Here is a 20,273-nt window from a genome sequence, read left to right as displayed (position 1 = left end):
AACTACGAAGCCCATCTTTATCGACAGTATCTGGTAATACAACTATAACGTCTTCTATAGATGGATATTCTTTAGCTACTCTTTTGATAAGACTTCACCCGCTTTCTCTAACTCCTCTTTCACTTCAAGATACTTCAGAAAAGCTTCATCACCTAGATACCTTTTATCATCTTCATAAGCTAATAGTTCAATCTGTTTCTTAATTATTTCATTCTCATCTCTGTGTGATAATGAATCTATGCTTTCACCAATTTCTTGCTCTTCTTTTCTAGTTATCTTAATAATATTGTCTCTTTTTTTATTAAAGAAACTATTATATCCTGTTTGTTGCAATTCAACCCCATATATATTTTTGTATAGAGTATCTAAGTTCTGACCATAGGTTTTGTAATTAGTATTTTTTAATCCGTGATTAGAATCTAATCTAAAGACATTACAATGAGGAATTTCTTGAATGATTACTGGAGAATGCGTAGCAATCAAACAGAAAGCTTTATTATTGTTCACTATCTCTGAAACAGCTCTAATGAATGCTTTAACCATAGGTGGATGCATGAATGTTTCTGGTTCATCAAAAATTACTAAACTTCCTTGATTAATACTTGAAACAAGCTTCGTTATGTATAAAAGAATAGTTGCTTGTCCTGAACTTAGCTTGTCTATTTTTTCTAGATCTTTTTTTATTATATCTCTATCTAAAAAAGCAACCTTGATATCTTCTACCCAAGTTTCAAATTCAAAGAACTCTATAGCTGACTCCCACTGAGCTAATTTCTTATTAGAAGCAATCAAGTCAAATAATAGATTCTGTATATAGTAGGAAAAACTTTCTTTAATACTTATTTCAGCTTCAAATCCTTGTTTTAGTGTATTATCAGAATCAAGATACTTTCTAGATTTCTCATGTAGATACTCCTTAACATCAGTCAATGTTGTCGCTTCTGCTTTTTTGACTACTTCTGGAATAGGAGGATGTTTTACAGAAACAAATCCTACTTTCTCATAGATAATTTCACCATCGGAATCTTTTTCTTTATCAGCAACCTCTATACTTGTGCTATCTCTATTAAAATGAATATTATTGTCAAATGGGCTTAATGAAAAATGAAGTATCTGTGAGAACTTATTGTCTCCTTCTAAATGTTCCTTTATTATCTGATTGATTTTATAGGATTTTCCACTACCATTTCCACCAACCACTGCAAAAACATTCATTGGTAATTCTGACATTCTATTTTTTATGAAATGTAGTTTCCCTTTATCTATACCATCTTCTTTAAAACTATAGTTTATAGATTCTACCTTATCATCAACTGCCTCTTTTATATTTTTACTTGAGGAAGATAATGTTTCGTCCTCTGAATAACATTCCCTAGAGTCAATATAGCCAAAAACGGTTAGTGGGTGAAGTACTTCCTTGATTTCTTTTAAGGTAGTTGTTCTTAGAAATGAATTATATAAAAAACTATGGTATTCACTGTTTGGTGGAGTGAAATCTAAAGTTTGTCCATGTGAATCCGATTTTTTTGAATACTTTATTGCAAATTTTTCCAATACACTTGTGTTATAAGCAAGGTCTCTAGAACGAGTAAACCATTTTTGACGATCTTTATAAGAAAGATATTTTTTTAAAAATTCATAGTACGCCACTTCACCTAAGGAACAAAAATCCTCATCAGGATATTCTCCTCCGCCATTTTTTAAATAATCCAAGGTAACACTCTTATTCGGGTTAACTCGTAGTTCAAAAGTTTGTTCCCATATCTTAAGATTAAATACCAACTGATATCCATAATCGTCCCACTTATTATGTTCTAAGCGCATCTGCTTCACAAAATCATCAAAACTTAAGGAAATAATTTCATGTAATATCTCTAAGTATTCCTCACCATCCTTTTCAACTCTTATAAAATGACATGTAAAAAAGTCTTGTTCAATAGTAAAGTAACTTTGTCCTATACAGTTTTCAAATTCTCTTGCCTTATTATTTTTTGTAAACTCAATATTCCCTGTTTTAGGAGAGTCGGTCAATTCTGTAATAACAAAATAATTGCCTAAATCATAAATCCAATCGATTGCTGATTTCGCAAATTTATTAATAATTAAAAATTTACTACTTTCATATTTTTTTTCTAAATCTTTAAGATTATACTGAACAAATATTCCTTGATCAGGAATTTTATAAAAGTTGCTTCTGCTTTTTAACCAGTCAATCTCCGAATACTCACTTCTAATTCTTTCAATAATTTCGCTTACACTCATTTTCAAGAAATTCCTTTCATTCTGTTATCATTATATCAAGATAAAAATACAATATCCTAATTTTTTATGTAGTCGCTTTCAATTACTTCCCCCTTCGATATACATATTAACACTTAGTAATAACTTCCCCAAATCTATTAATAATAAACTAAAAAGACAGCAATGACTATCCAAAAACTTTCCTTGGCTTGTAGAGATTGCCCCGTTTTTCTAGAATTGCTAGCAATTTATCATCTTCAAAGGCAGCCAATTCTTTGTCCGTTTGGTCTAACTCAATAAAACGACCAAAGCGGACTTCTGTAGCCTGTTCTGGAGTTAGGAAAACTTTGACAAGATCCCCCGTTCCAATCTCTAGAGGATGGAGAAAGTCCAGCTGACCAGCCTCCACTTTTGCAGCAATTTCTTCCAAGGTCAAGGTATCTTCTAGCTGCAAACCTGCAGCACTGGTTCGAGTCAAATGGGACATATGAGCCGCATAACCCAGCTTCTCTCCCAAGTCAACAGACAAGGTACGGATATAAGTTCCCTTACTGCATTTTACACGAAAAGTAAAGCGTGCAAGATTGTTTTCATAAGAGATGGGACTGGTCCGCTCAAAGCTATAAATAGTTACCTGACGTTCTGGACGCTCCACTTCCTGACCAGCACGCGCATATTCATAGAGCTTACGCCCATAGACCTTGACAGCCGAATACATGGGAGGAATCTGAATAATCGGTCCAGTCAGGCTAGTAATTGCTTCATCGACAAGCTTTTCATCCAAGGGCGACAAAACAGGAGTCTCCGTAACTACTTCCCCACTAGCATCCTCTGTCGTCGTTGAATAGCCCAGAGTAATCTCCCCCTCGTAGACCTTGCCCTCATCCTGCATAAATTCCACCATGCGAGTCGCCTTGCCAACTGCGATAGGCAAAACACCCACCACATCCGGATCCAAGGTCCCACCATGACCAATCTTTTTGGTTCCCAAAATCTTACGCAGCTTAAAAACCGCATCATGCGAGGTCATCCCCGCTTCTTTTTTTAAGTTGATAATACCGTTCATGTGTTGCTTTCTAATTTCCTTTTCACTTCTATTCCCCATTGTTTAAATCAATTTTATTAATATCATATAGAACCTCAGAGTAAAATGGTTTACCCGACTTAATTGGTAAAATATATTCAAAATTATCATCCTTTTCAAGCTGTTTATACTGTCCATTAACAATCGAAAAGGATTCAGCGTTTATGTTGTAATATCCATCTGGAAGGTTTGAAAAATCAATATCTCTTAGTTACAATAGATTTCTTTTACTAAGTGATAAATGCAAGCAAAGAGCTCCCTCCTTCATAAAGTCTTTAACAGAAAGAGTCGCATATCCTCTAAAAGCTTGTTTTTCTTTACTTGATGAATTTTGGTTTCGAATAGCTTTTTCTACTAGAAAAGGAGTTAACCTATATGAACTTGATATTCTAAAACCAGGGCTAGCTAATGGCTGTTCTTTGTCATCAATAACTACTAAATCATATCCTTTCTTTTGTATTGCACTTTCTACAACTGATTTAAAATCATTCAGAACTGTCTGTGCTTCTTGGCTTGATACAGAAAGCTTCAAGAATTCTTTAATACCATAATTCTCATTGATAAAACTGACCTTTGATAATTTTTGATGAATGTACTTAGCACCTACTTGAATCGTTATCCCATTATCCGATACATCAAAAATACTAATATCTGAAACGTTGCTATCTATTTCTACGGTTTTAAGAGTGACATCATAATTCATTCCCATAGAAGAATAAAACTCTTTTAATTGTTGAACTTTAGCATTATTTCTAAAGTGGATTTGAATTCTACTTCCTACAAATGGAGAAAAAATACCAATCAAAAATAGAATAAGTAACTTGCGACTTATTTTTGGATTGTAGTCTTCCTTTTGATAAATCCAATCTAAATATGGAAATAGAAATAATGAAAAAATGAAACTCCAAAGGTCAATATCTTTTATAAAGTCAAAGGAAACGATCATTTTAAATCTTAGCAAAAATATCAGAAAAATTGCTAAAAAAATATTTCCAACCAATAGGAATGCAATGATGCGTTTCGATTCATTTTTTGTTTTTCGCACGTAAGATATACCCACCAGAAGATTAGCCAAAAAACTAATTCCATAACCCAATATAGTTGGAATCAATCCAAAAATAGCAAATAATAAATTATATCTTGAGTCAGTATCACCTACGCCTTCAATATTTAAAAGACCATATAGGAGATTAAGAAAAAATACAACTAATATTAAATAAGCAATATAAATATCTGAGAATTTCAAAGATTTTTTCATAGGAACTCCTGTTTTTAAAATAACCTCACTCCCCCTTCAGCGCTTCAAATTTCGCTTTCATAGTTGGGTTTTTACGCGTTAGTTTTTTAACGGAAACGTCATCCAGCTTATTATTTGCAAAGTGAAGTTGTTTTTTTGATTTCATCAATAAATCTCTTACTTTTTCCATACTCTTAATTGTATTATCGATTTGATCAATGGCTTTGCTAAAGTGGTCAGAAGCTAAATTATAGTTTTTAGCGAAAGCCACCTTAAATGCATCCAAATCTTCCTCAAAATGAGTAATATCAATATTTTGTTCACGAATGAGAGCTAACTCCTGTTTGTATTTTAGGGAATTAAGGGCAGCGTTACGCAAGAGTCCAATCAACTGGATAAAGTACTGAGGACGGACGACATACATCTTCTCATACACATGGCTAACATCGACAATGCCTGTATTAAAGGAGTCGTCATCAGCTTCAAGCATACTTACTAAAACTGCATACTCACAGTTTTTTTCTCGTCTGTCCTTATCCAACTCTTTGTAGAAATCGGCATTCTTATGTTTACTTTTTGTGCCATCGGCTTCATTTTTCATCTCAAACATGATGGAAATGAATTCTAGACCATTTTCATCAAAATCACGGAAGATAAAGTCACCCTTAGATCCACGCGCAGAGACCTTGTTATCCTTCTCAAAATAAGCATTTGGAAAGGCGAAACTACGGACCTTGTTGAACTCACTTTCAGCATATCTCTCTAAACTTTCTCCGATTTCCTTGGTCGATTGTTGAGCCTTGAAATTCTTGTACAGTTCAACTTGCTCATTAGCCAATCTTAACTCAGTCTTATATTCTCGTTCAACTGAAGCTAAGTTCAGTTCGTTTTCCTTCTCTTGAAGAAGTAATTGATGCTGCAGTTCTTTCCGTTCACTCTCTATACTAGAAAGAGCTTTTTGCAGTTGGTTTTCATGCTCTAAACGCAAGGTAGCCAATTGGTTTTCCAAGGCCTGTACTTCCTTGTCCTTTGCCAATAAAGCCTGATGACTTGTCTGTTCAACTTCTTTCTTAGCCAATTCTTTTTCTGTATCAAAGTTTTGGATTTGACTCTGTAATTGCGCAATTTCTTGGTCTTTTTGAGCTAGTATAGACTGTTGCTCATTCATAGCCTTTTGCTCAGCTAGAGCAAGCTCCTGCTTCATGCGATTGTGTAGTTCCTTATCAAACTCTGTCGTTCTCACTTGGGACAAAAGTTCAGCATACTGACTCTCATTTACCGTAAAAACTTCCCCACAGTTGGGACATTTGATTTCGTTCATATCTTTCCTCTTTCTAGACTTCTGTAACCATTATATCATGCCTGAGGGAAAATCAAAAACAGCGAGTCGAAACCCACTGTTTATATCTGTTACTTTAAATTTTTTCCAAGGCCAAACGCAAATCTTCAATCAAATCCTCTACATTTTCAAGACCGATAGACAAGCGGATTTGGTTTGGTGTGACACCTGCTGCTTCTAGATCTTTTTCTGACAACTGACCGTGAGTGGTTGTCGCTGGATGGACAACAAGCGATTTGGCATCTGCTACGTTTGCAAGGTCAGAGAAGATTTCCAAATTATCAATCACCTTGCGAGCCTCTGTCTCTCCACCTTTAACATGGAAGGTAAAGATTGAACCAACACCTTTTGGCAAATATTTCTCAGCCAAGGCATGGTAAGGACTGTCAGCAAGTTTTGGATAATTTACCTTCTCTACCTTAGGATGGTTGACAAGGAAATCAACAATTTTCTCTGCGTTTTGCACATGGCGTTCGACACGAAGAGAGAGAGTTTCAAGCCCTTGGAGCAAGAGAAAGGCATTAAATGGCGACAAGGCTGCACCAGTATCACGGAGCAATTGGACACGAACAGCGATGATAAAGGCTGCTGCCCCAACATCACGAGTATAGCTCAAGTTGTGGTAGCTAGGATCTTCCTCTACAAACTGCGGAAATTTCCCTGATGCTTCCCAATCAAAACGACCACTGTCCACGATGACACCGCCAATAGTCGTACCATGTCCACCAATAAACTTAGTTGCTGAGTGAATGGCAATATCGACACCGTGAGAGAAAACGTTAATCAAATATGGTGTGGCAAAAGTATTGTCAGAAACGAGAGGAATCTGGTGTTTATGCGCAATCTCAGCCAATTTTTCCAAGTCAGGAATGTTAATCAAGGGATTCCCTAAGGTTTCAATCAAGACAAGTTTGGTATTGTCACCGATAGCTGCTTCAACTTCCTCCAAATTATCCACATCCACAAAGGTAGTTGTGATCCCATAACGAGGAAGGGTTTCCTTCAAGAGGTTAAAGGTCCCACCGTAAATAGTTGACGCCGCTACCACATGGTCACCTGCGTGAGCAAGCGCCAAAATAGTGTAGGTTACAGCAGCCATACCTGATGCTGTCGCTAGTGCTCCAACACCACCTTCAAGAGCGGCTATTCTTTCTTCAAATGCCGCTGTTGTAGGGTTGGTAATACGAGTATAGATATTGCCTGGTTTTCTCAAGGCAAACAGATCTGCACCTTCCTGCGTGTCATCAAAAACGAAGGATGTTGTTTGATAAATCGGTACTGCACGAGACTTAGTTGCTGGATCAACGACTTGCCCAGCATGTAATTGTAGAGTTTCAAATTTAAAATCACGAGTCATAAGACGACCTCCAAATAGCTTCATTACGGATATTGTACCATCTTGGGCTAGTCTTTTCCAATACCGTTTTTCTATATTTTGATATAAGGAACAACTATGACTAGTCTTACATCTCAAACAAAAAAGCACGATTAACTCGTGCCCGTTTTTTAATCTACATAAGTATCTTCGTTTTTATTGAGGAAGGCGTAAGGCAAGCCCATCAAGAGACCTCCTCCGATAAAGTTCCCGACAAAGGTTACACCCCAGTGACGAAGAATATTAGGTATGTCAAAGTTAGCAATTGAATCAGCTGCAACACTGAACTTAACAATCGCAAAAGAAGCAAAGTTCGCAGCAATGTGTTCGTTTGTTAAGAATACAAACATGTAAATTGCTGATAAGACAAGCCAAAGTTTGGCGCCACCATCTTTCACCAAAACAAATGAAAGAATGGCAATGTTTACAAAGATATTGGCTAAAATACCTTCAAGTAAGACTAACTCATTGGAACGACCTAACTTCATCTCTACAACCCCTGAAATGAAACTATCGTGAGTCAGATTTGCATAGGCAGCTGAGTGGGCAAAGCCCCAACCTGCTATCAAAGCACCGATGAGATTGAACAAGGTACAGTAAAGTAAAATCTCAGCTGTTTTTCTCCAAGAGATTTTTTTCAAGAAACTACCAGCTGTCAAGAACATCATGTTTGAAGTTACCAACTCAGCATTTAAGAAGACAATGTAGGCCAATCCCCAAGCAAAGACAAATGGGAAGAGGAAGCGTCCACTACCAGGTGCAATTTTATTAATCAAGTCAGCCCCAACTGCACCAGCAGCAGTGCTAAACGTTAAGAAAGCTCCTGCAAACATGGAACGAATCGCATATTTGAATTTGCTTTGATTATAAAGACTTTCTTTCTTCTTACAAGCAAATTCAATCTTTGAAATAAATTCTGAAGAAACCATAAAATACTCCTAAACTTTTATTTGTGAATATTATAACATAAAGCACGCATTTTGAAAAGCCTTTCTTGTATACGTTTTCTACAAAGAAAATCAAGGCATTGGAGGAATTCCATAAATCTCTCCTTTACCCATTAACAGAAAAACATTTCAATGTTTCAAATTGATCATCCAAAAATTCAAACTCAAATAGGTGCCAGTCATCGAAGGTTTGCTCACAATAACTAACTGTCCCTTGATTGTAATCAATGATAGGTTGCCCCAGCTTGTTCTTCATATCTTCCTCGCTGACTTCTCCATACATTTCCTTAAGATCAGCTAGCATGAAGTTGATAATTCTATTGAGATTTTCCTGATAATTTTTTGATAACAGTTCAACTTTATCTATAAAGTCACAATCAGGCTCTTCGTCCCAAACAAAGGTCACTCCTTCATGCTCATAAGTGTATTGCTGTAAACTCTTATCGAAATTCATTGTTCACTCTCCAAATTAGTATAATCTAACACAACATCACTATTTAACAGAAGTTACTTCAACCATAAGGTTCAAATGGTATCATAAAATTTTTTTCTACCAAATCCAGCCTTGAGTATAAGGTGATACCTGTATTCTCTATTACAAACTCTCCTGCCTTGTCAATTCTACTCAAGAATTCTGCGTATAGGTTCGGAAGTACCAAGTCAATCTGATTATTCATTGTCAACTCCTCATCTATTTTTCCTACTGCGAAAGTCCTATATCTCATCTTCACTTAGTTCTCTAAAATGTGAAATATGATATCCAGAATAAGACTTCCCAGATTTTCCTATGAAGTTTCAGTGTCCAGCCATATTGGCAATTCCTCCCAAGAATATCATAGGAAGATCCTTGTCAAATGGAAAACTACTTGTTATGTCTTCTTTGAGCCTAACTAAAGACTTTTCTCTTAACTGACTCATTATCTATCCTCTCTTATGCCAAGCATTCTTCGGTTTCTTACGATAAATCTTTCAACCTACTGACCAATTTCCTTTCACATTGAAAAGATACCATTAAAGTTGAATGATCATCTTACAAGCATCATACATTATCAAGTTTTATAGCTTTCGATTTCTTCTCTACTCATTCCTACAAGTTCTGTCGTCCACAAGCCCACAATGTCCGACAAAACTGAATCACAGGTATATTCTTCTTCACCGTCTATATACTTACAGGAAAAGACAGGCTTCCTTGTCGCCGCTTGATAAAATGTCATGGCTACTTCTTCTAGTTTTTTAGGATTGAAATCAAGTGATAGTTTTTGAGCCATATTTCCTCGTACCAGATCCCAATTTTCCTGCTTAACCTGATAGCTTTCTCGTATTTTAGACACATAGCCCCTACAAAATGCTTTCAATAAGTCTGTGTTCTGATAAAGATACTGACAGCTAAAATCCGAAATACAACCTGCGTGCAGTAGGAATGTTAGCAAGTCATTCAGACTTTCTGCTACTCTGCCCACTTGGCCCTCACTTCCGATAAAGCCTATGCTGTTATCTTCAAGAAAAACATATTCTCCCCCACTACCGTCTTGAGCAAATGCCTTACAGGCAAGAGAGTATTCCTCATTGTTCCCTGAAAACTGGACTTCACTTATCTTGTCATAAAAATAAATATCACATTCAGTCATCAGTAAGGTCCTTAACTGTTCATTTTCTCTGACTTCTTGTAGCTTATCCATGATCATTCCTTTCTTAAACTAAACACTTATCCATCTATTACAATTCTAATATGATAGTTTTTAGTTTCATTCTTTAGATTCTTCACAAGGAGATCATTCTGTTTTGATTGTCCGAAGAAAAAACTGACAGCTTTTCCATCTTTTCTTTCAATACACAAATGATACCTTGCCCCATTCAATTTGACACTTCGAATATATTTGACTTCAATCATTTTGATGTTATTCAGCGGAATGATTCTCTTCACAAATACAAAAGCATTGTGAATATAAAGTCTCCCATTGGCAATGTGAAACGGGGCAAAAAAATCACCACCACTACGACTGACAATTATAAAACGTCGCCAAAAGATTAGTAAAAGAATAGAGGTTAATAAGTAAAAGGCAAAACTAAAGACAGGACTTTCCCACATCATTTTCATTCCAATCCAAAAATATTCGAACATGTATTATTCTCCTTTGAATGATGACTCTATTTGAGAAAAAACCAGTGAAGAAGCAATTTCACTGGTTTTTGAGGTTAATAACGTTGTCTATACGGTTGATTAAAGGCCTTCAAAATATCCTCAGAAGTCTCTGAATAAGCTTTTGATTCTTTAAAAATCCCCTTAACAATTATACGCTCAGTCGCATTATAGTCCACACAAGTTACCAGCGTAATCTCCTTAACTCCTTCACGATCTTCGATTTCATCTACTCGGTCCGGAGTAACGTGTTTAACTTCCGTAATCTCATAAGTATAAACCTTATCCTTATCGGTCAGGTAAATTTTCATGCCCGCTTTAGCGTTAACTAAAGGTGAGAAGAGCATTTGACTGGCATTTTCAGCAGTAAAGATATGGTGACTCGCTAGAGAATAGTTGCCCTCTCCCATTTTTTGGTCTGGTTTCATGGTTCCTGCTCCGTAGAACAAGTTTACATTATCCAACCCTTTGAAAATTGGCAAGTTAATCTCCACTTCGGGAATAGCAATTCCTCCAATAACAGGAAGCTTCTGAGCGTCCCACTGAGCGGCTAGAACTGCTTCAGATGAGATAGATTTAACCGAATCAAAATCAAAATTTCCTTCTGTTTTGAGATTTTCATCTATATTTTCTTTAGTAACCTGATTGACTTGGTATTTATTGGTGTTCCACACCATAAAGAGATCTCGAATCTTTGAATTAAAGATCAAAGCTAAGGATAAAAGAATTAAGAAAACCGCTAAAATATTGAGAAATAGATTCCTACGCTTATTCTTCTTACTTTTCGTTTTTTTATGAGACATTATGCTTTACCTTCTGTTTCGTTTTCAGTCCCAACTTCTTCTTTTTCTACCGCATCAACCGTTGTAAAGGTCACAATCTTTGCATCCTGGTCTAGACGCATCACCTTAACTCCCATAGTTGAGCGTCCTGTTTGTGAAATATTGGCAACGTTTGTTCGAATCATAACACCTGTATCCGTGATAATCATCAGGTCTTCATCTCCTTTAACAGTGAGGAGACCTGCAAGAGGGCCATTCTTCTCAGCAACATTGGCTGTCTTCATCCCTTTACCACCACGACCTTTTGTTGGATATTCAGTTGCAAGAGTACGTTTACCATAACCTTTTTCAGTGATGATAAGGACCTCGTCCTGGTCAGTGATGACACTAGCACCAACTACAGTGTCTCCATCACGGAGGTTAACACCTCGGACACCTGTCGCGATACGGCTCATACCACGAACGGCTGATTGATTAAAGCGAACGGCATAACCAAACTTAGTACCAATGATGATATCTGTATCTTCTTCTGTCAGCAAGACATTAATCAGTTCATCTTCATCCTTGAGATTCAAAGCTTTAAGTCCATTTTGACGGATATTAGCAAATTCTTTAACACTGGTTCGTTTCACGATACCGTGCCGAGTTGTGAAGAAGAGATAAGCATCATCACTACGTTCAGACTCAACGTTGATGATGGTCTGAATGCTCTCACCTTCGTCCAACTTCAATAGATTGACAACTGGCAAGCCCTTAGCAGTACGACCGTATTCAGGGATTTCATAACCTTTTAGTCGGTATACGCGTCCTTTATTGGTAAAGAAGAGCAAATGATCATGGGTGCTGGTTGAAACCAACTCCCGTACAAAGTCATCATCCTTAACTCCAGTACCTTGGACTCCACGACCACCACGTTTTTGGGCAGTAAACTCACCTTGGTCCAGACGTTTGATGTAGCCTTTGTCAGAGAGAGTAATCAAGACATCCGTCTCTTCAATCAAGTCTTCATCTTCAAGAGTCAAGACTTCTCCGACCATCAACTCCGTACGACGTTTGTCACCAAACTTGCGTTTGACTTCGTCCAATTCCTCTTTGATGATTTGCGCTACACGCTCAGGTTTGGCAAGAATATCGGCCAAATCTGCAATCAAGGCGATCAATTCATCATACTCAGACTGAATCTTATCACGTTCCAATCCTGTCAAACGACGAAGACGCATATCAAGGATAGCCTGACTTTGACGTTCAGAAAGCTTAAACTTGCCCATCAACTCAGCTTGTGCTTCCGCATCCGTTTCACTAGCACGGATGATACGGATCACTTCGTCGATATGGTCTAGCGCGATTAAAAGGCCTTCTAAGATGTGCGCACGCGCTTCTGCCTTTTCCTTGTCAAAACGAGTACGGCGAACAACCACTTCTTTTTGGTGTTCGATATAAGCATCCAAAATTTGACGAAGGGACAAGATCTTTGGTACGCCATTTTGAATTGCCAGCATATTGAAACCAAAGTTGGTTTGCATCTGGGTCATCTTGAAGAGATTGTTGAGGATAACATTTGCAGAGGCATCGCGTTTCACTTCGATCACGAAACGAACCCCTTCGCGGTTGGATTCATCACGGACTGCTGTAATGCCCTCAATTCGTTTTTCCTGAACCAAGCGAACAATATGCTCATGCACCTTGGTTTTATTAACCATATAAGGGAATTCCGTTACAACGATGCGCTCCCGACCAGTCTTAGTGGTTTCAATCTCTGTACGAGAACGAAGGACAATGGAACCTTTACCAGTCTCATAAGCCTTATGAATACCTGATTTCCCCATAACAAGGGCACCAGTTGGAAAATCTGGACCAGGCAAGACTTCCATCAAGTCCTTAGTAGTCACATCTGGATTGTCCATGACTAGCTTAACGGCATCAATGGTTTCACCCAAGTTATGAGGTGGAATATTGGTTGCCATCCCAACAGCGATACCAGTTGCCCCATTGACCAAAAGGTTTGGAAAACGAGCTGGCAAGACCAAGGGTTCACGTTCGTTAGCATCGTAGTTGTCTACGAAATCAACTGTGTTTTTACTGATGTCACGAAGCATTTCAAGAGCAATCTTGCTCATACGAGCCTCAGTGTAACGCTGTGCGGCGGCACCATCCCCGTCCATGGAACCAAAGTTTCCATGTCCATCGACAAGCATGTAACGGTAGCTCCACCACTGAGCCATACGAACCATGGCTTCATAAATAGATGAATCCCCGTGTGGGTGGTATTTACCCATAACATCCCCTGTAATACGGGCTGATTTTTTATGAGGTTTGTCTGGTGTAACACCTAGTTCATTCATTCCGTAAAGAATACGGCGGTGAACAGGTTTTAAACCATCTCGAACATCAGGAAGAGCCCGCGCAACGATAACACTCATAGCGTAATCGATAAAGCTGGTCTTCATCTCCTTTGTCAGATTGACATTCACTAAATTTCTATCCTGCATTAATAAATGCCTCATTTCACTATTAGTAATTAGATATATTATACCATAATTTGTCCTTCATTTCAGTCTTTGAAAACCACTAAAACGTTTACATCGATAACCGAATAGAATATTCGTGACAAAGTTTTTTAAAAGTGATAGAATGAAAGTGTCTGGGGATTCCCCTAAAAAAAAATGAAGGAGATGTTTAGATAATGACTTCAACTAAACAACACAAAAAAGTGATCCTTGTTGGTGACGGTGCCGTAGGTTCATCTTACGCTTTTGCACTTGTTAACCAAGGAATTGCACAAGAGCTTGGAATTATCGAAATTCCACAATTACACGAAAAAGCTGTTGGTGATGCGCTTGACCTTAGCCACGCCCTTGCCTTCACTTCACCTAAAAAAATCTACGCTGCTCAATACTCTGACTGTGCAGACGCTGACCTTGTTGTTATCACTGCAGGTGCTCCTCAAAAACCAGGTGAAACTCGTCTTGACCTTGTAGGTAAAAACTTGGCTATCAACAAATCAATTGTAACACAAGTTGTTGAATCAGGTTTTGATGGTATCTTCCTTGTTGCGGCTAACCCAGTTGACGTTTTGACTTACTCAACTTGGAAATTCTCTGGATTCCCTAAAGAACGTGTTATCGGTTCAGGTACTTCACTTGACTCGGCACGTTTCCGTCAAGCACTTGCTGAAAAATTGGATGTTGATGCTCGTTCAGTTCACGCCTACATCATGGGTGAACACGGAGATTCTGAATTTGCGGTTTGGTCACATGCCAACATCGCTGGTGTAAACCTTGAAGAATTCCTTAAAGATACTCAAAACGTTCAAGAAGCTGAATTGATTGAATTGTTCGAAGGTGTTCGTGACGCTGCATACACAATCATCAACAAAAAAGGAGCTACCTACTACGGTATCGCAGTAGCACTTGCTCGTATCACAAAAGCAATCCTTGATGACGAAAATGCAGTACTTCCACTTTCAGTCTTCCAAGAAGGTCAATACGGTGTTAAAAACGTCTTTATCGGTCAACCAGCTGTTGTTGGTGCACACGGTATCGTTCGTCCAGTAAACATCCCATTGAACGACGCTGAAACTCAAAAAATGCAAGCATCTGCTAAAGAATTGCAAGCTATCATTGATGAAGCATGGAAAAACCCTGAATTCCAAGCAGCTTCTAAAAACTAATGAAAAAAAGGTTCCCAAACATGGGAACCTTTTTTCTTTTACTGTAAAGGCTTAAACCCTATTTTTCAAGAGACTACTTATATCAGAAGTTATATATCATATCAAATACTCGATTGAAAAAACACCTAAATTTATATATAACTAAAGAAATGAAATCAACAGTGGTATGTGTCATGAAAAAGTTTTCGTCTTTGCCCCCAAAATGCCCCAAAGCAACAAAAAAAGCCTATTGACCAAGCTAGAAAGCTTGATACAATAGGCTTTTTCTAAATTCATTATTTAACAGCGTCTTTAAGAGCTTTACCAGCTTTGAATGCTGGAACTTTAGAAGCTGCGATTTCGATTTCTTTACCAGTTTGTGGGTTGCGACCTTTACGTGCAGCACGTTCACGAACTTCAAAGTTACCAAAACCAATCAATTGAACTTTTTCACCAGCTGTAAGGTATTCAGTTACTGCTGCAAATACAGCATCAACTGCTGCTGCTGAATCTTTCTTAGTTAAGTCTGTAGCTTCTGCCACTTTAGCGATCAAATCTTGTTTGTTTGCCATGTTAACAAATCCTCCAAATAATTTCTGATTAACAAATATAATCATATCCTAAAATTGCCCATAGGTCAAGTCAAAAACGCCATTTCAAACATTTTTCTCTATTTTTTAGGAATTATAGCGGATTAGAATTGCCCAAGCATTCTCTCCAGTATGAGTTTGAATAATAGAGCCAGTTTCCAGTACAGAGATTGGTTTCTCAACATAGGCTTGCAATAAACTCTTCATCTCATTTGCCCATTCATTCGTTCCAGCATAGGAAATTCCAATTTCTGCAACTGATTTATGAGTAAGGGCCACCGTTAACTCTTCAAGCCATTTTTTGAAAGTTTTCGCACCACGCCCTTTGACGATTGGTTGGAGTTCGTGGTTTTTCATCTGCATCACTACACGAATATTTAATAGTGAGCTTAATAGTCCCGTCACACGTCCAATACGCCCACCTTTCACTAGGTTTTCTAGAGTCGAAACACCGATATAAAGCTCTGTGTGATTCTTCACTTCTTCTATATGTGCTAGAATAGTTTCTAAATCTTTACCCTCTTTAGCAAGTTTTGCAGCTTCAACAACTTGAAACTTCATAGCCTGATCTGTGAAGGAACTATCAATAACAGTCACATCAGAACTTGAGAGACTTGCGCCTTGGCGAGCAGCTTCAACCGTTCCAGACAAGGCATGAGACATATGAATAGCAACAACCTGACTGCCATCTTTTCCCAGCTCTTCAAAGACTTCAGCAAACACTCCTACTGGAGGTTGGCTCGTTTTAGGGAGATTCTTGCTTTGTTGCATGAGATGAAGGAATTCCCCCTCTTTTAGATCAGCATCTGAGTAGAGTACGCCATCAATCATAACTGATAAGGGGACAATAGTGATATTTAATTCTTTAACTACTTCTGGTTCGATAGTAACAGAAGAGTCCGTTACAATTTTTACTTGTGTCATAAGTTCAATCTTTCTATTCTTCTCAATAGGATTGGGATTTTTCACTCTTATTATATCAAAAAAATGATAAAAAATCATAAGTAATCCAATTAAAAAAAACTGAATTTTTGGTATAATCTATCTATAGAAAAGCGAGGAACAGCTATGATTCGAAAAGTTCAACCGATTATTACGATTATATTTGGAGCAGCTATCTATGCCTTTGGTCTCACCTACTTTGTTGTTCCTTATCATCTATTTGAGGGAGGGGCGACAGGTATCACCTTGATTACCTACTATCTTTTTAAAATCCCTGTCTCATTGATGAATCTCTTGATTAATATCCCTTTATTTATCCTAGCTTGGAAAATATTTGGACCTAAGACCCTCTACTCCAGTCTTTTAGGATCTATTTCACTTTCCGTTTGGCTAGCAATTTTTGAGCGTATTCCTTTGCACATCGACTTGCAAGGGGATCTCATCATTGTCGCTTTGGTCTCAGGGGTTTTACTGGGAGTTGGTTTAGGAATTATCTTTAATGCTGGTGGAACCACTGGTGGCTCTGATATCGTTGCCCGCATCCTTAACAAATACACCAATATTTCGATTGGGAAATTGCTTTTTGGAATTGACTTTTTCATTTTAATGTTAATTCTGCTTATTTTCCAAGATCTCCGTCTTGTGACCTACACTCTCTTGTTTGACTTCATCATCGCTCGCGTTATTGACCTGATTGGCGAAGGGGGTTACGCTGGCAAAGGATTTATCATCATTACTCAATATCCTGACCAACTGGCTGATAAGATTAATGAGGAGCTTGGCCGTGGCGTTACCTTTATATCTGGTCAAGGATACTACAGCAAAAAGGATTTAAAAATTATCTACTGTATCGTCGGTCGAAACGAAATCGTAAAAATGAAAGATATGATTCACAAAATCGACCCTCAAGCCTTTATCACCATCACTGAGGCTCATGAAATTCTGGGTGAAGGATTTACTTATGTGAAAGATTAAAAAAGCTGGGAATTCCCAGCTTTTATTTTTCTTCTGTGAGGGTTGAATGATGATAACCATAAGTAAAGTAGATGACTAGACCAACTACAAGAGCAATGCCAAAGGCAATCCAGGTATCTAGACTATATTGAAGCATAAAGGAAACACAGATAAGGATGGAAAGGATTGGCAAAAGTGGCACCAAAGGAGTTTTAAACTCTCCTTTTTGGGGCATACCCTTATCTTTTCTGAGTTTTATTATTCCGTAGGCTAGTAAAATGAGATAAGCTAGCGTACAGATATTTAGGAAGGCTGCAATACTGGCTAGAGGAAACACTCCGGCAGCAAGGGCTGAAACAACTCCTGTTAAGAGGGTCGCATTTTTAGGAACGCGACTGGTCTTGCTTAGTTGTTTGAAACTATGAGGTAAAAGTCCATCACGTGCTAAGCTATATATCATTCGAGACAAAGCATAAGTCATGGAAATACATACCGTTATCAGGGTTAGAATGGCTACAAGCGAAACATAGTTGGCTGCCCAACCGATACCAATACTCCGTAATGAAAATGCTACTGCATCGTCCACATTGAGCTTACTGTAGTGAACAATCCCTGTCAATACTAAGGTTACCAAGGCATAGAGAATGGTGACGATTGTCAGGGAAAGTACAATTCCACGAGGAATATTTTTTTGCGGGCTTTGGATTTCATCAACTGCCATGGAAATAGACTCAAATCCGAGAAACCCAAAAAACATCAAAGATGCACCTGCCATAATCCCAGTGCTTCCTCCATAAATCTGGCCAAAGCCAAAAGGAGCAAAATTCGACCAATTTTCAGGTTTGATGTACCAAATACCAACTAGGATAAATAAGGCTAGAGCAGAGAATTTCAAGATTACTAGAAGCGAATTAAAGCGTAAGGCTGCCTTAGAATTTAATAAAACCAATCCTGTTACCAAAGCAAGCACCAAAATGGGTAAAAGGTCGATATAGGTGCCTTGTTCGGGGTTAAAAGTACCATTTAAGGCTTGGGGCATGGAGATACCATAATTACTGAGCAAACCCTTAAAGTAAGCTGCCCAACCAGACGCCACACCTGAAACAGCTGTCATAAATTCCATGATGGTCAACCAGCCAGCAATCCATGCTGGTAATTCTCCTAAAATCGCATAGAGATAGCTATACGCGCCCCCAGTTGCAGGAACACGAGAGGCAAATTCTGCAAAAAAGAGAGCTGATAAAGAAACACATAAGGCAGAAATCACAATGGAAATCACTAGTGAGGGACCAGCTAGAGTAGCCGCTGCTGTTCCTGTAATGGTGAAAATCCCCGTCCCTACCATGGCACCGATCCCTAATAGAATCAAATCCCATAATTTCAAATGGCGACGCATTTCCGTTCGCCCCAGACTAACATCCTTGGTTCTAAAAATATTCATACTTCATCTCCACTAAATGTAATTGTTTTATTTTACCATATAAAAGTATTTTTGTGAATATTTATTAGGTTCTTTTTTGAAAAAAAATCTGAACAGGAAGGATTCCTGTTCAGATTTTGCATATTCTTATCCGACTGAACCTTCCATTTCATAGCTAATCAAGCGATTCAGCTCAACTGCGTATTCCATTGGAAGCTCTTTAGTAAAGGGTTCGACAAATCCCATGACAATCATCTCGGTTGCCTCAGATTCTGACAAACCACGGCTCATGAGGTAGTAGAGTTGTTCCTCTGAAATCTTAGATACTTTGGCTTCGTGCTCCAATGCAACTTGCGAGTTGTGAATTTCATTAAAAGGAATGGTATCTGACGCTGACAAGTCATCCATGATAATGGTATCACACTCGATGTGAGAAACAGATTTCTTAGAGTTCTTGTTAAAGGTTACTTGTCCACGGTAGTCCACCTTTCCTCCACCTTTCGCAATGGATTTAGACACGATAGACGAGCTTGTATGCGGTGCGTTGTGGATCATCTTAGCACCCGTGTCTTGGTGTTGCCCAGCATTAGCAAAGGCGATAGAAAGCATGGTACCACGGGCCCCTTCTCCATCTAGGTAAACAGATGGGTATTTCATGGTTGTTTTAGCACCTAAGTTACCATCAATCCATTCAACAGTAGCATCTTTCAAAGCTTTGGCACGTTTTGTTACCAAGTTATAGACATTATCAGACCAGTTTTGGATGGTTGTATAACGCATATAAGCTCCGTCTAAAGCGAAAATTTCTACAATGGCAGCGTGCAAGCTGTTGCTAGAATAAGTTGGTGCTGTACATCCTTCTACGTAGTGGACGCTTGCTCCCTCATCAACGATAATCAAGGTACGTTCGAACTGACCTGTATTTTCGTTGTTGATACGGAAGTAGGTTTGAAGTGGAATATCTACCTTGACCCCTTTTGGCACGTAGATAAAGGTTCCACCCGACCATACTGCTGAGTTGAGGGCTGCCAACTTGTTATCAGTCGGTGGTACCAACTTCGCAAAGTATTGTTTAAACAAGTCTGGGTATTCCTTGAGGGCAGAATCCGTATCTGTAAATATAATTCCTAACTTCTCAAACTCTTCCTTCATGTTGTGGTATACCACTTCTGACTCGTACTGGGCAGAGGCTCCTGCTAGATAGGCACGCTCAGCTTCTGGAATTCCGATACGTTCAAAGGTTTCTTTGATTTTTTCAGGAACCTCATCCCAAGAACGGACAGGTTTATCAGATGGTTTTTGGTAGTAGATCAAATCATCAAAGTCAATCTCTGACAAGTCTGCTCCCCAAGTTTGCATAGGCATTTTCTTGAAGGTTTCATAAGACTTCAAACGAAATTCTAGCATCCACTCAGGCTCACCCTTAGCAGCAGATAATTCACGAATAACACCTTCGTTGAGTCCTTTTCCTGTCGATAGGACAGGCTCTACATCATCATGGAAACCAAATTTATATTCACCAAGGTCAATTGGTTTTGGTTCTACTCTTTCTTCAGCCATAATATCCTTTCTT

18 protein-coding genes are annotated in these 20,273 nt (G+C 38.3%); 2 read left to right on the top strand and 16 right to left on the bottom strand.

Features of this window, described 5'->3' with window-relative positions:
- Nucleotides 1–75 precede the first annotated feature (75 nt).
- The 12 genes from HMPREF9189_RS05545 to gyrA all read right to left on the bottom strand — a co-directional run bounded on the left by HMPREF9189_RS05545 (nt 76) and on the right by gyrA (nt 13,634).
- Entirely contained in the window at nt 76–2,262 is a 2,187-nt protein-coding gene (locus HMPREF9189_RS05545) for an AAA family ATPase (RefSeq protein ID WP_000116437.1), read from the bottom strand.
- A 166-nt stretch (nt 2,263–2,428) separates the two neighbouring features.
- The gene (gene truB, locus HMPREF9189_RS05540) at nt 2,429–3,307 is read right to left on the bottom strand and encodes a tRNA pseudouridine(55) synthase TruB (RefSeq protein ID WP_001013286.1); all 879 of its coding nucleotides are present in this window, start codon (nt 3,305–3,307) and stop codon (nt 2,429–2,431) included.
- A 229-nt stretch (nt 3,308–3,536) separates the two neighbouring features.
- On the bottom strand, nt 3,537–4,583 hold the full coding sequence (locus HMPREF9189_RS05535) for a hypothetical protein (protein WP_000749103.1): 1,047 nt from the start codon (nt 4,581–4,583) through the stop codon (nt 3,537–3,539).
- 25 nt (nt 4,584–4,608) lie between these two features.
- Nucleotides 4,609–5,883 (bottom strand): DUF2130 domain-containing protein, encoded by a 1,275-nt coding sequence (locus tag HMPREF9189_RS05530; protein ID WP_001002650.1) that lies wholly within the window; start codon nt 5,881–5,883, stop codon nt 4,609–4,611.
- Between the two features lie 94 nt (nt 5,884–5,977).
- Nucleotides 5,978–7,258, bottom strand: a complete 1,281-nt coding sequence (locus HMPREF9189_RS05525) for an O-acetylhomoserine aminocarboxypropyltransferase/cysteine synthase family protein (RefSeq protein WP_000196306.1) — start codon at nt 7,256–7,258, stop codon at nt 5,978–5,980.
- A 149-nt stretch (nt 7,259–7,407) separates the two neighbouring features.
- Nucleotides 7,408–8,205: a formate/nitrite transporter family protein gene (locus HMPREF9189_RS05520; protein ID WP_000254767.1), complete on the bottom strand. Its 798-nt coding sequence runs from the start codon at nt 8,203–8,205 to the stop codon at nt 7,408–7,410.
- 124 nt (nt 8,206–8,329) lie between these two features.
- Complete coding sequence (locus HMPREF9189_RS05515; protein WP_001008344.1) at nt 8,330–8,677, bottom strand: hypothetical protein; 348 nt, start codon at nt 8,675–8,677, stop codon at nt 8,330–8,332.
- A gap of 58 nt (nt 8,678–8,735) precedes the next feature.
- The gene (locus HMPREF9189_RS12415) at nt 8,736–8,900 is read right to left on the bottom strand and encodes a hypothetical protein (protein ID WP_176601958.1); all 165 of its coding nucleotides are present in this window, start codon (nt 8,898–8,900) and stop codon (nt 8,736–8,738) included.
- Nucleotides 8,901–9,272: 372 nt separating this feature from the next.
- Nucleotides 9,273–9,902 (bottom strand): hypothetical protein, encoded by a 630-nt coding sequence (locus tag HMPREF9189_RS05510; RefSeq protein ID WP_000359633.1) that lies wholly within the window; start codon nt 9,900–9,902, stop codon nt 9,273–9,275.
- A 26-nt stretch (nt 9,903–9,928) separates the two neighbouring features.
- Nucleotides 9,929–10,345: a hypothetical protein gene (locus tag HMPREF9189_RS05505; RefSeq protein WP_000464450.1), complete on the bottom strand. Its 417-nt coding sequence runs from the start codon at nt 10,343–10,345 to the stop codon at nt 9,929–9,931.
- A 74-nt stretch (nt 10,346–10,419) separates the two neighbouring features.
- Nucleotides 10,420–11,166: a class A sortase gene (locus HMPREF9189_RS05500; protein WP_000018514.1), complete on the bottom strand. Its 747-nt coding sequence runs from the start codon at nt 11,164–11,166 to the stop codon at nt 10,420–10,422.
- Nucleotides 11,166–13,634: a DNA gyrase subunit A gene (gene gyrA, locus HMPREF9189_RS05495; RefSeq protein ID WP_001154057.1), complete on the bottom strand. Its 2,469-nt coding sequence runs from the start codon at nt 13,632–13,634 to the stop codon at nt 11,166–11,168. The genes HMPREF9189_RS05500 and gyrA overlap by 1 nt, the downstream gene beginning before the upstream one ends.
- Before the next feature lie 194 nt (nt 13,635–13,828).
- Between gyrA and HMPREF9189_RS05490 the strand changes: the two genes are divergently transcribed.
- On the top strand, nt 13,829–14,815 hold the full coding sequence (locus tag HMPREF9189_RS05490) for an L-lactate dehydrogenase (protein WP_000204722.1): 987 nt from the start codon (nt 13,829–13,831) through the stop codon (nt 14,813–14,815).
- A 275-nt stretch (nt 14,816–15,090) separates the two neighbouring features.
- Here the strand turns inward: HMPREF9189_RS05490 and HMPREF9189_RS05485 are convergent, their stop codons facing one another.
- Both HMPREF9189_RS05485 and HMPREF9189_RS05480 read right to left on the bottom strand, forming a co-directional pair.
- Nucleotides 15,091–15,366, bottom strand: coding sequence for an HU family DNA-binding protein (locus HMPREF9189_RS05485; protein ID WP_001284631.1), 276 nt, complete (start codon nt 15,364–15,366; stop codon nt 15,091–15,093).
- Nucleotides 15,367–15,471: 105 nt separating this feature from the next.
- Nucleotides 15,472–16,308, bottom strand: a complete 837-nt coding sequence (locus tag HMPREF9189_RS05480) for a DegV family protein (RefSeq protein WP_000195447.1) — start codon at nt 16,306–16,308, stop codon at nt 15,472–15,474.
- A gap of 144 nt (nt 16,309–16,452) precedes the next feature.
- Between HMPREF9189_RS05480 and HMPREF9189_RS05475 the strand changes: the two genes are divergently transcribed.
- Nucleotides 16,453–17,301, top strand: a complete 849-nt coding sequence (locus HMPREF9189_RS05475) for a YitT family protein (RefSeq protein WP_000619962.1) — start codon at nt 16,453–16,455, stop codon at nt 17,299–17,301.
- 22 nt (nt 17,302–17,323) lie between these two features.
- On the opposite strand, the gene HMPREF9189_RS05470 is transcribed toward HMPREF9189_RS05475, so the two are convergent.
- Together HMPREF9189_RS05470 and sufB are read right to left on the bottom strand one after the other, a co-directional pair.
- Entirely contained in the window at nt 17,324–18,721 is a 1,398-nt protein-coding gene (locus HMPREF9189_RS05470) for an APC family permease (RefSeq protein WP_001020290.1), read from the bottom strand.
- A 126-nt stretch (nt 18,722–18,847) separates the two neighbouring features.
- Nucleotides 18,848–20,260: a Fe-S cluster assembly protein SufB gene (gene sufB, locus HMPREF9189_RS05465; RefSeq protein ID WP_000797072.1), complete on the bottom strand. Its 1,413-nt coding sequence runs from the start codon at nt 20,258–20,260 to the stop codon at nt 18,848–18,850.
- Between the last annotated feature and the right edge of the window lie 13 nt (nt 20,261–20,273).

This window comes from Streptococcus sp. oral taxon 071 str. 73H25AP (assembly GCF_000146755.1).
Lineage (GTDB): Bacteria > Bacillota > Bacilli > Lactobacillales > Streptococcaceae > Streptococcus > Streptococcus oralis_T.
This window is presented reverse-complemented; position numbering and strand designations above follow the sequence as displayed.

Excerpts from the sequence above, each read along its gene's own strand:
- HMPREF9189_RS05470 (WP_001020290.1), bottom strand. The coding sequence starts at position 18,721 with ATGAATATTTTTAGAACCAAGGATGTTAGTCTGGGGCGAACGGAAATG.
- HMPREF9189_RS05505 (WP_000464450.1), bottom strand. The coding sequence starts at position 10,345 with ATGTTCGAATATTTTTGGATTGGAATGAAAATGATGTGGGAAAGTCCT.
- HMPREF9189_RS05480 (WP_000195447.1), bottom strand. The coding sequence starts at position 16,308 with ATGACACAAGTAAAAATTGTAACGGACTCTTCTGTTACTATCGAACCA.
- HMPREF9189_RS05475 (WP_000619962.1), top strand. The coding sequence starts at position 16,453 with ATGATTCGAAAAGTTCAACCGATTATTACGATTATATTTGGAGCAGCT.
- HMPREF9189_RS05490 (WP_000204722.1), top strand. The coding sequence starts at position 13,829 with ATGACTTCAACTAAACAACACAAAAAAGTGATCCTTGTTGGTGACGGT.
- HMPREF9189_RS05530 (WP_001002650.1), bottom strand. The coding sequence starts at position 5,883 with ATGAACGAAATCAAATGTCCCAACTGTGGGGAAGTTTTTACGGTAAAT.
- HMPREF9189_RS05510 (WP_000359633.1), bottom strand. The coding sequence starts at position 9,902 with ATGGATAAGCTACAAGAAGTCAGAGAAAATGAACAGTTAAGGACCTTA.
- HMPREF9189_RS05535 (WP_000749103.1), bottom strand. The coding sequence starts at position 4,583 with ATGAAAAAATCTTTGAAATTCTCAGATATTTATATTGCTTATTTAATA.
- gyrA (WP_001154057.1), bottom strand. The coding sequence starts at position 13,634 with ATGCAGGATAGAAATTTAGTGAATGTCAATCTGACAAAGGAGATGAAG.
- HMPREF9189_RS05500 (WP_000018514.1), bottom strand. The coding sequence starts at position 11,166 with ATGTCTCATAAAAAAACGAAAAGTAAGAAGAATAAGCGTAGGAATCTA.
- sufB (WP_000797072.1), bottom strand. The coding sequence starts at position 20,260 with ATGGCTGAAGAAAGAGTAGAACCAAAACCAATTGACCTTGGTGAATAT.
- truB (WP_001013286.1), bottom strand. The coding sequence starts at position 3,307 with ATGAACGGTATTATCAACTTAAAAAAAGAAGCGGGGATGACCTCGCAT.
- HMPREF9189_RS05525 (WP_000196306.1), bottom strand. The coding sequence starts at position 7,258 with ATGACTCGTGATTTTAAATTTGAAACTCTACAATTACATGCTGGGCAA.
- HMPREF9189_RS05520 (WP_000254767.1), bottom strand. The coding sequence starts at position 8,205 with ATGGTTTCTTCAGAATTTATTTCAAAGATTGAATTTGCTTGTAAGAAG.
- HMPREF9189_RS05545 (WP_000116437.1), bottom strand. The coding sequence starts at position 2,262 with ATGAGTGTAAGCGAAATTATTGAAAGAATTAGAAGTGAGTATTCGGAG.
- HMPREF9189_RS05485 (WP_001284631.1), bottom strand. The coding sequence starts at position 15,366 with ATGGCAAACAAACAAGATTTGATCGCTAAAGTGGCAGAAGCTACAGAC.
- HMPREF9189_RS12415 (WP_176601958.1), bottom strand. The coding sequence starts at position 8,900 with ATGAATAATCAGATTGACTTGGTACTTCCGAACCTATACGCAGAATTC.
- HMPREF9189_RS05515 (WP_001008344.1), bottom strand. The coding sequence starts at position 8,677 with ATGAATTTCGATAAGAGTTTACAGCAATACACTTATGAGCATGAAGGA.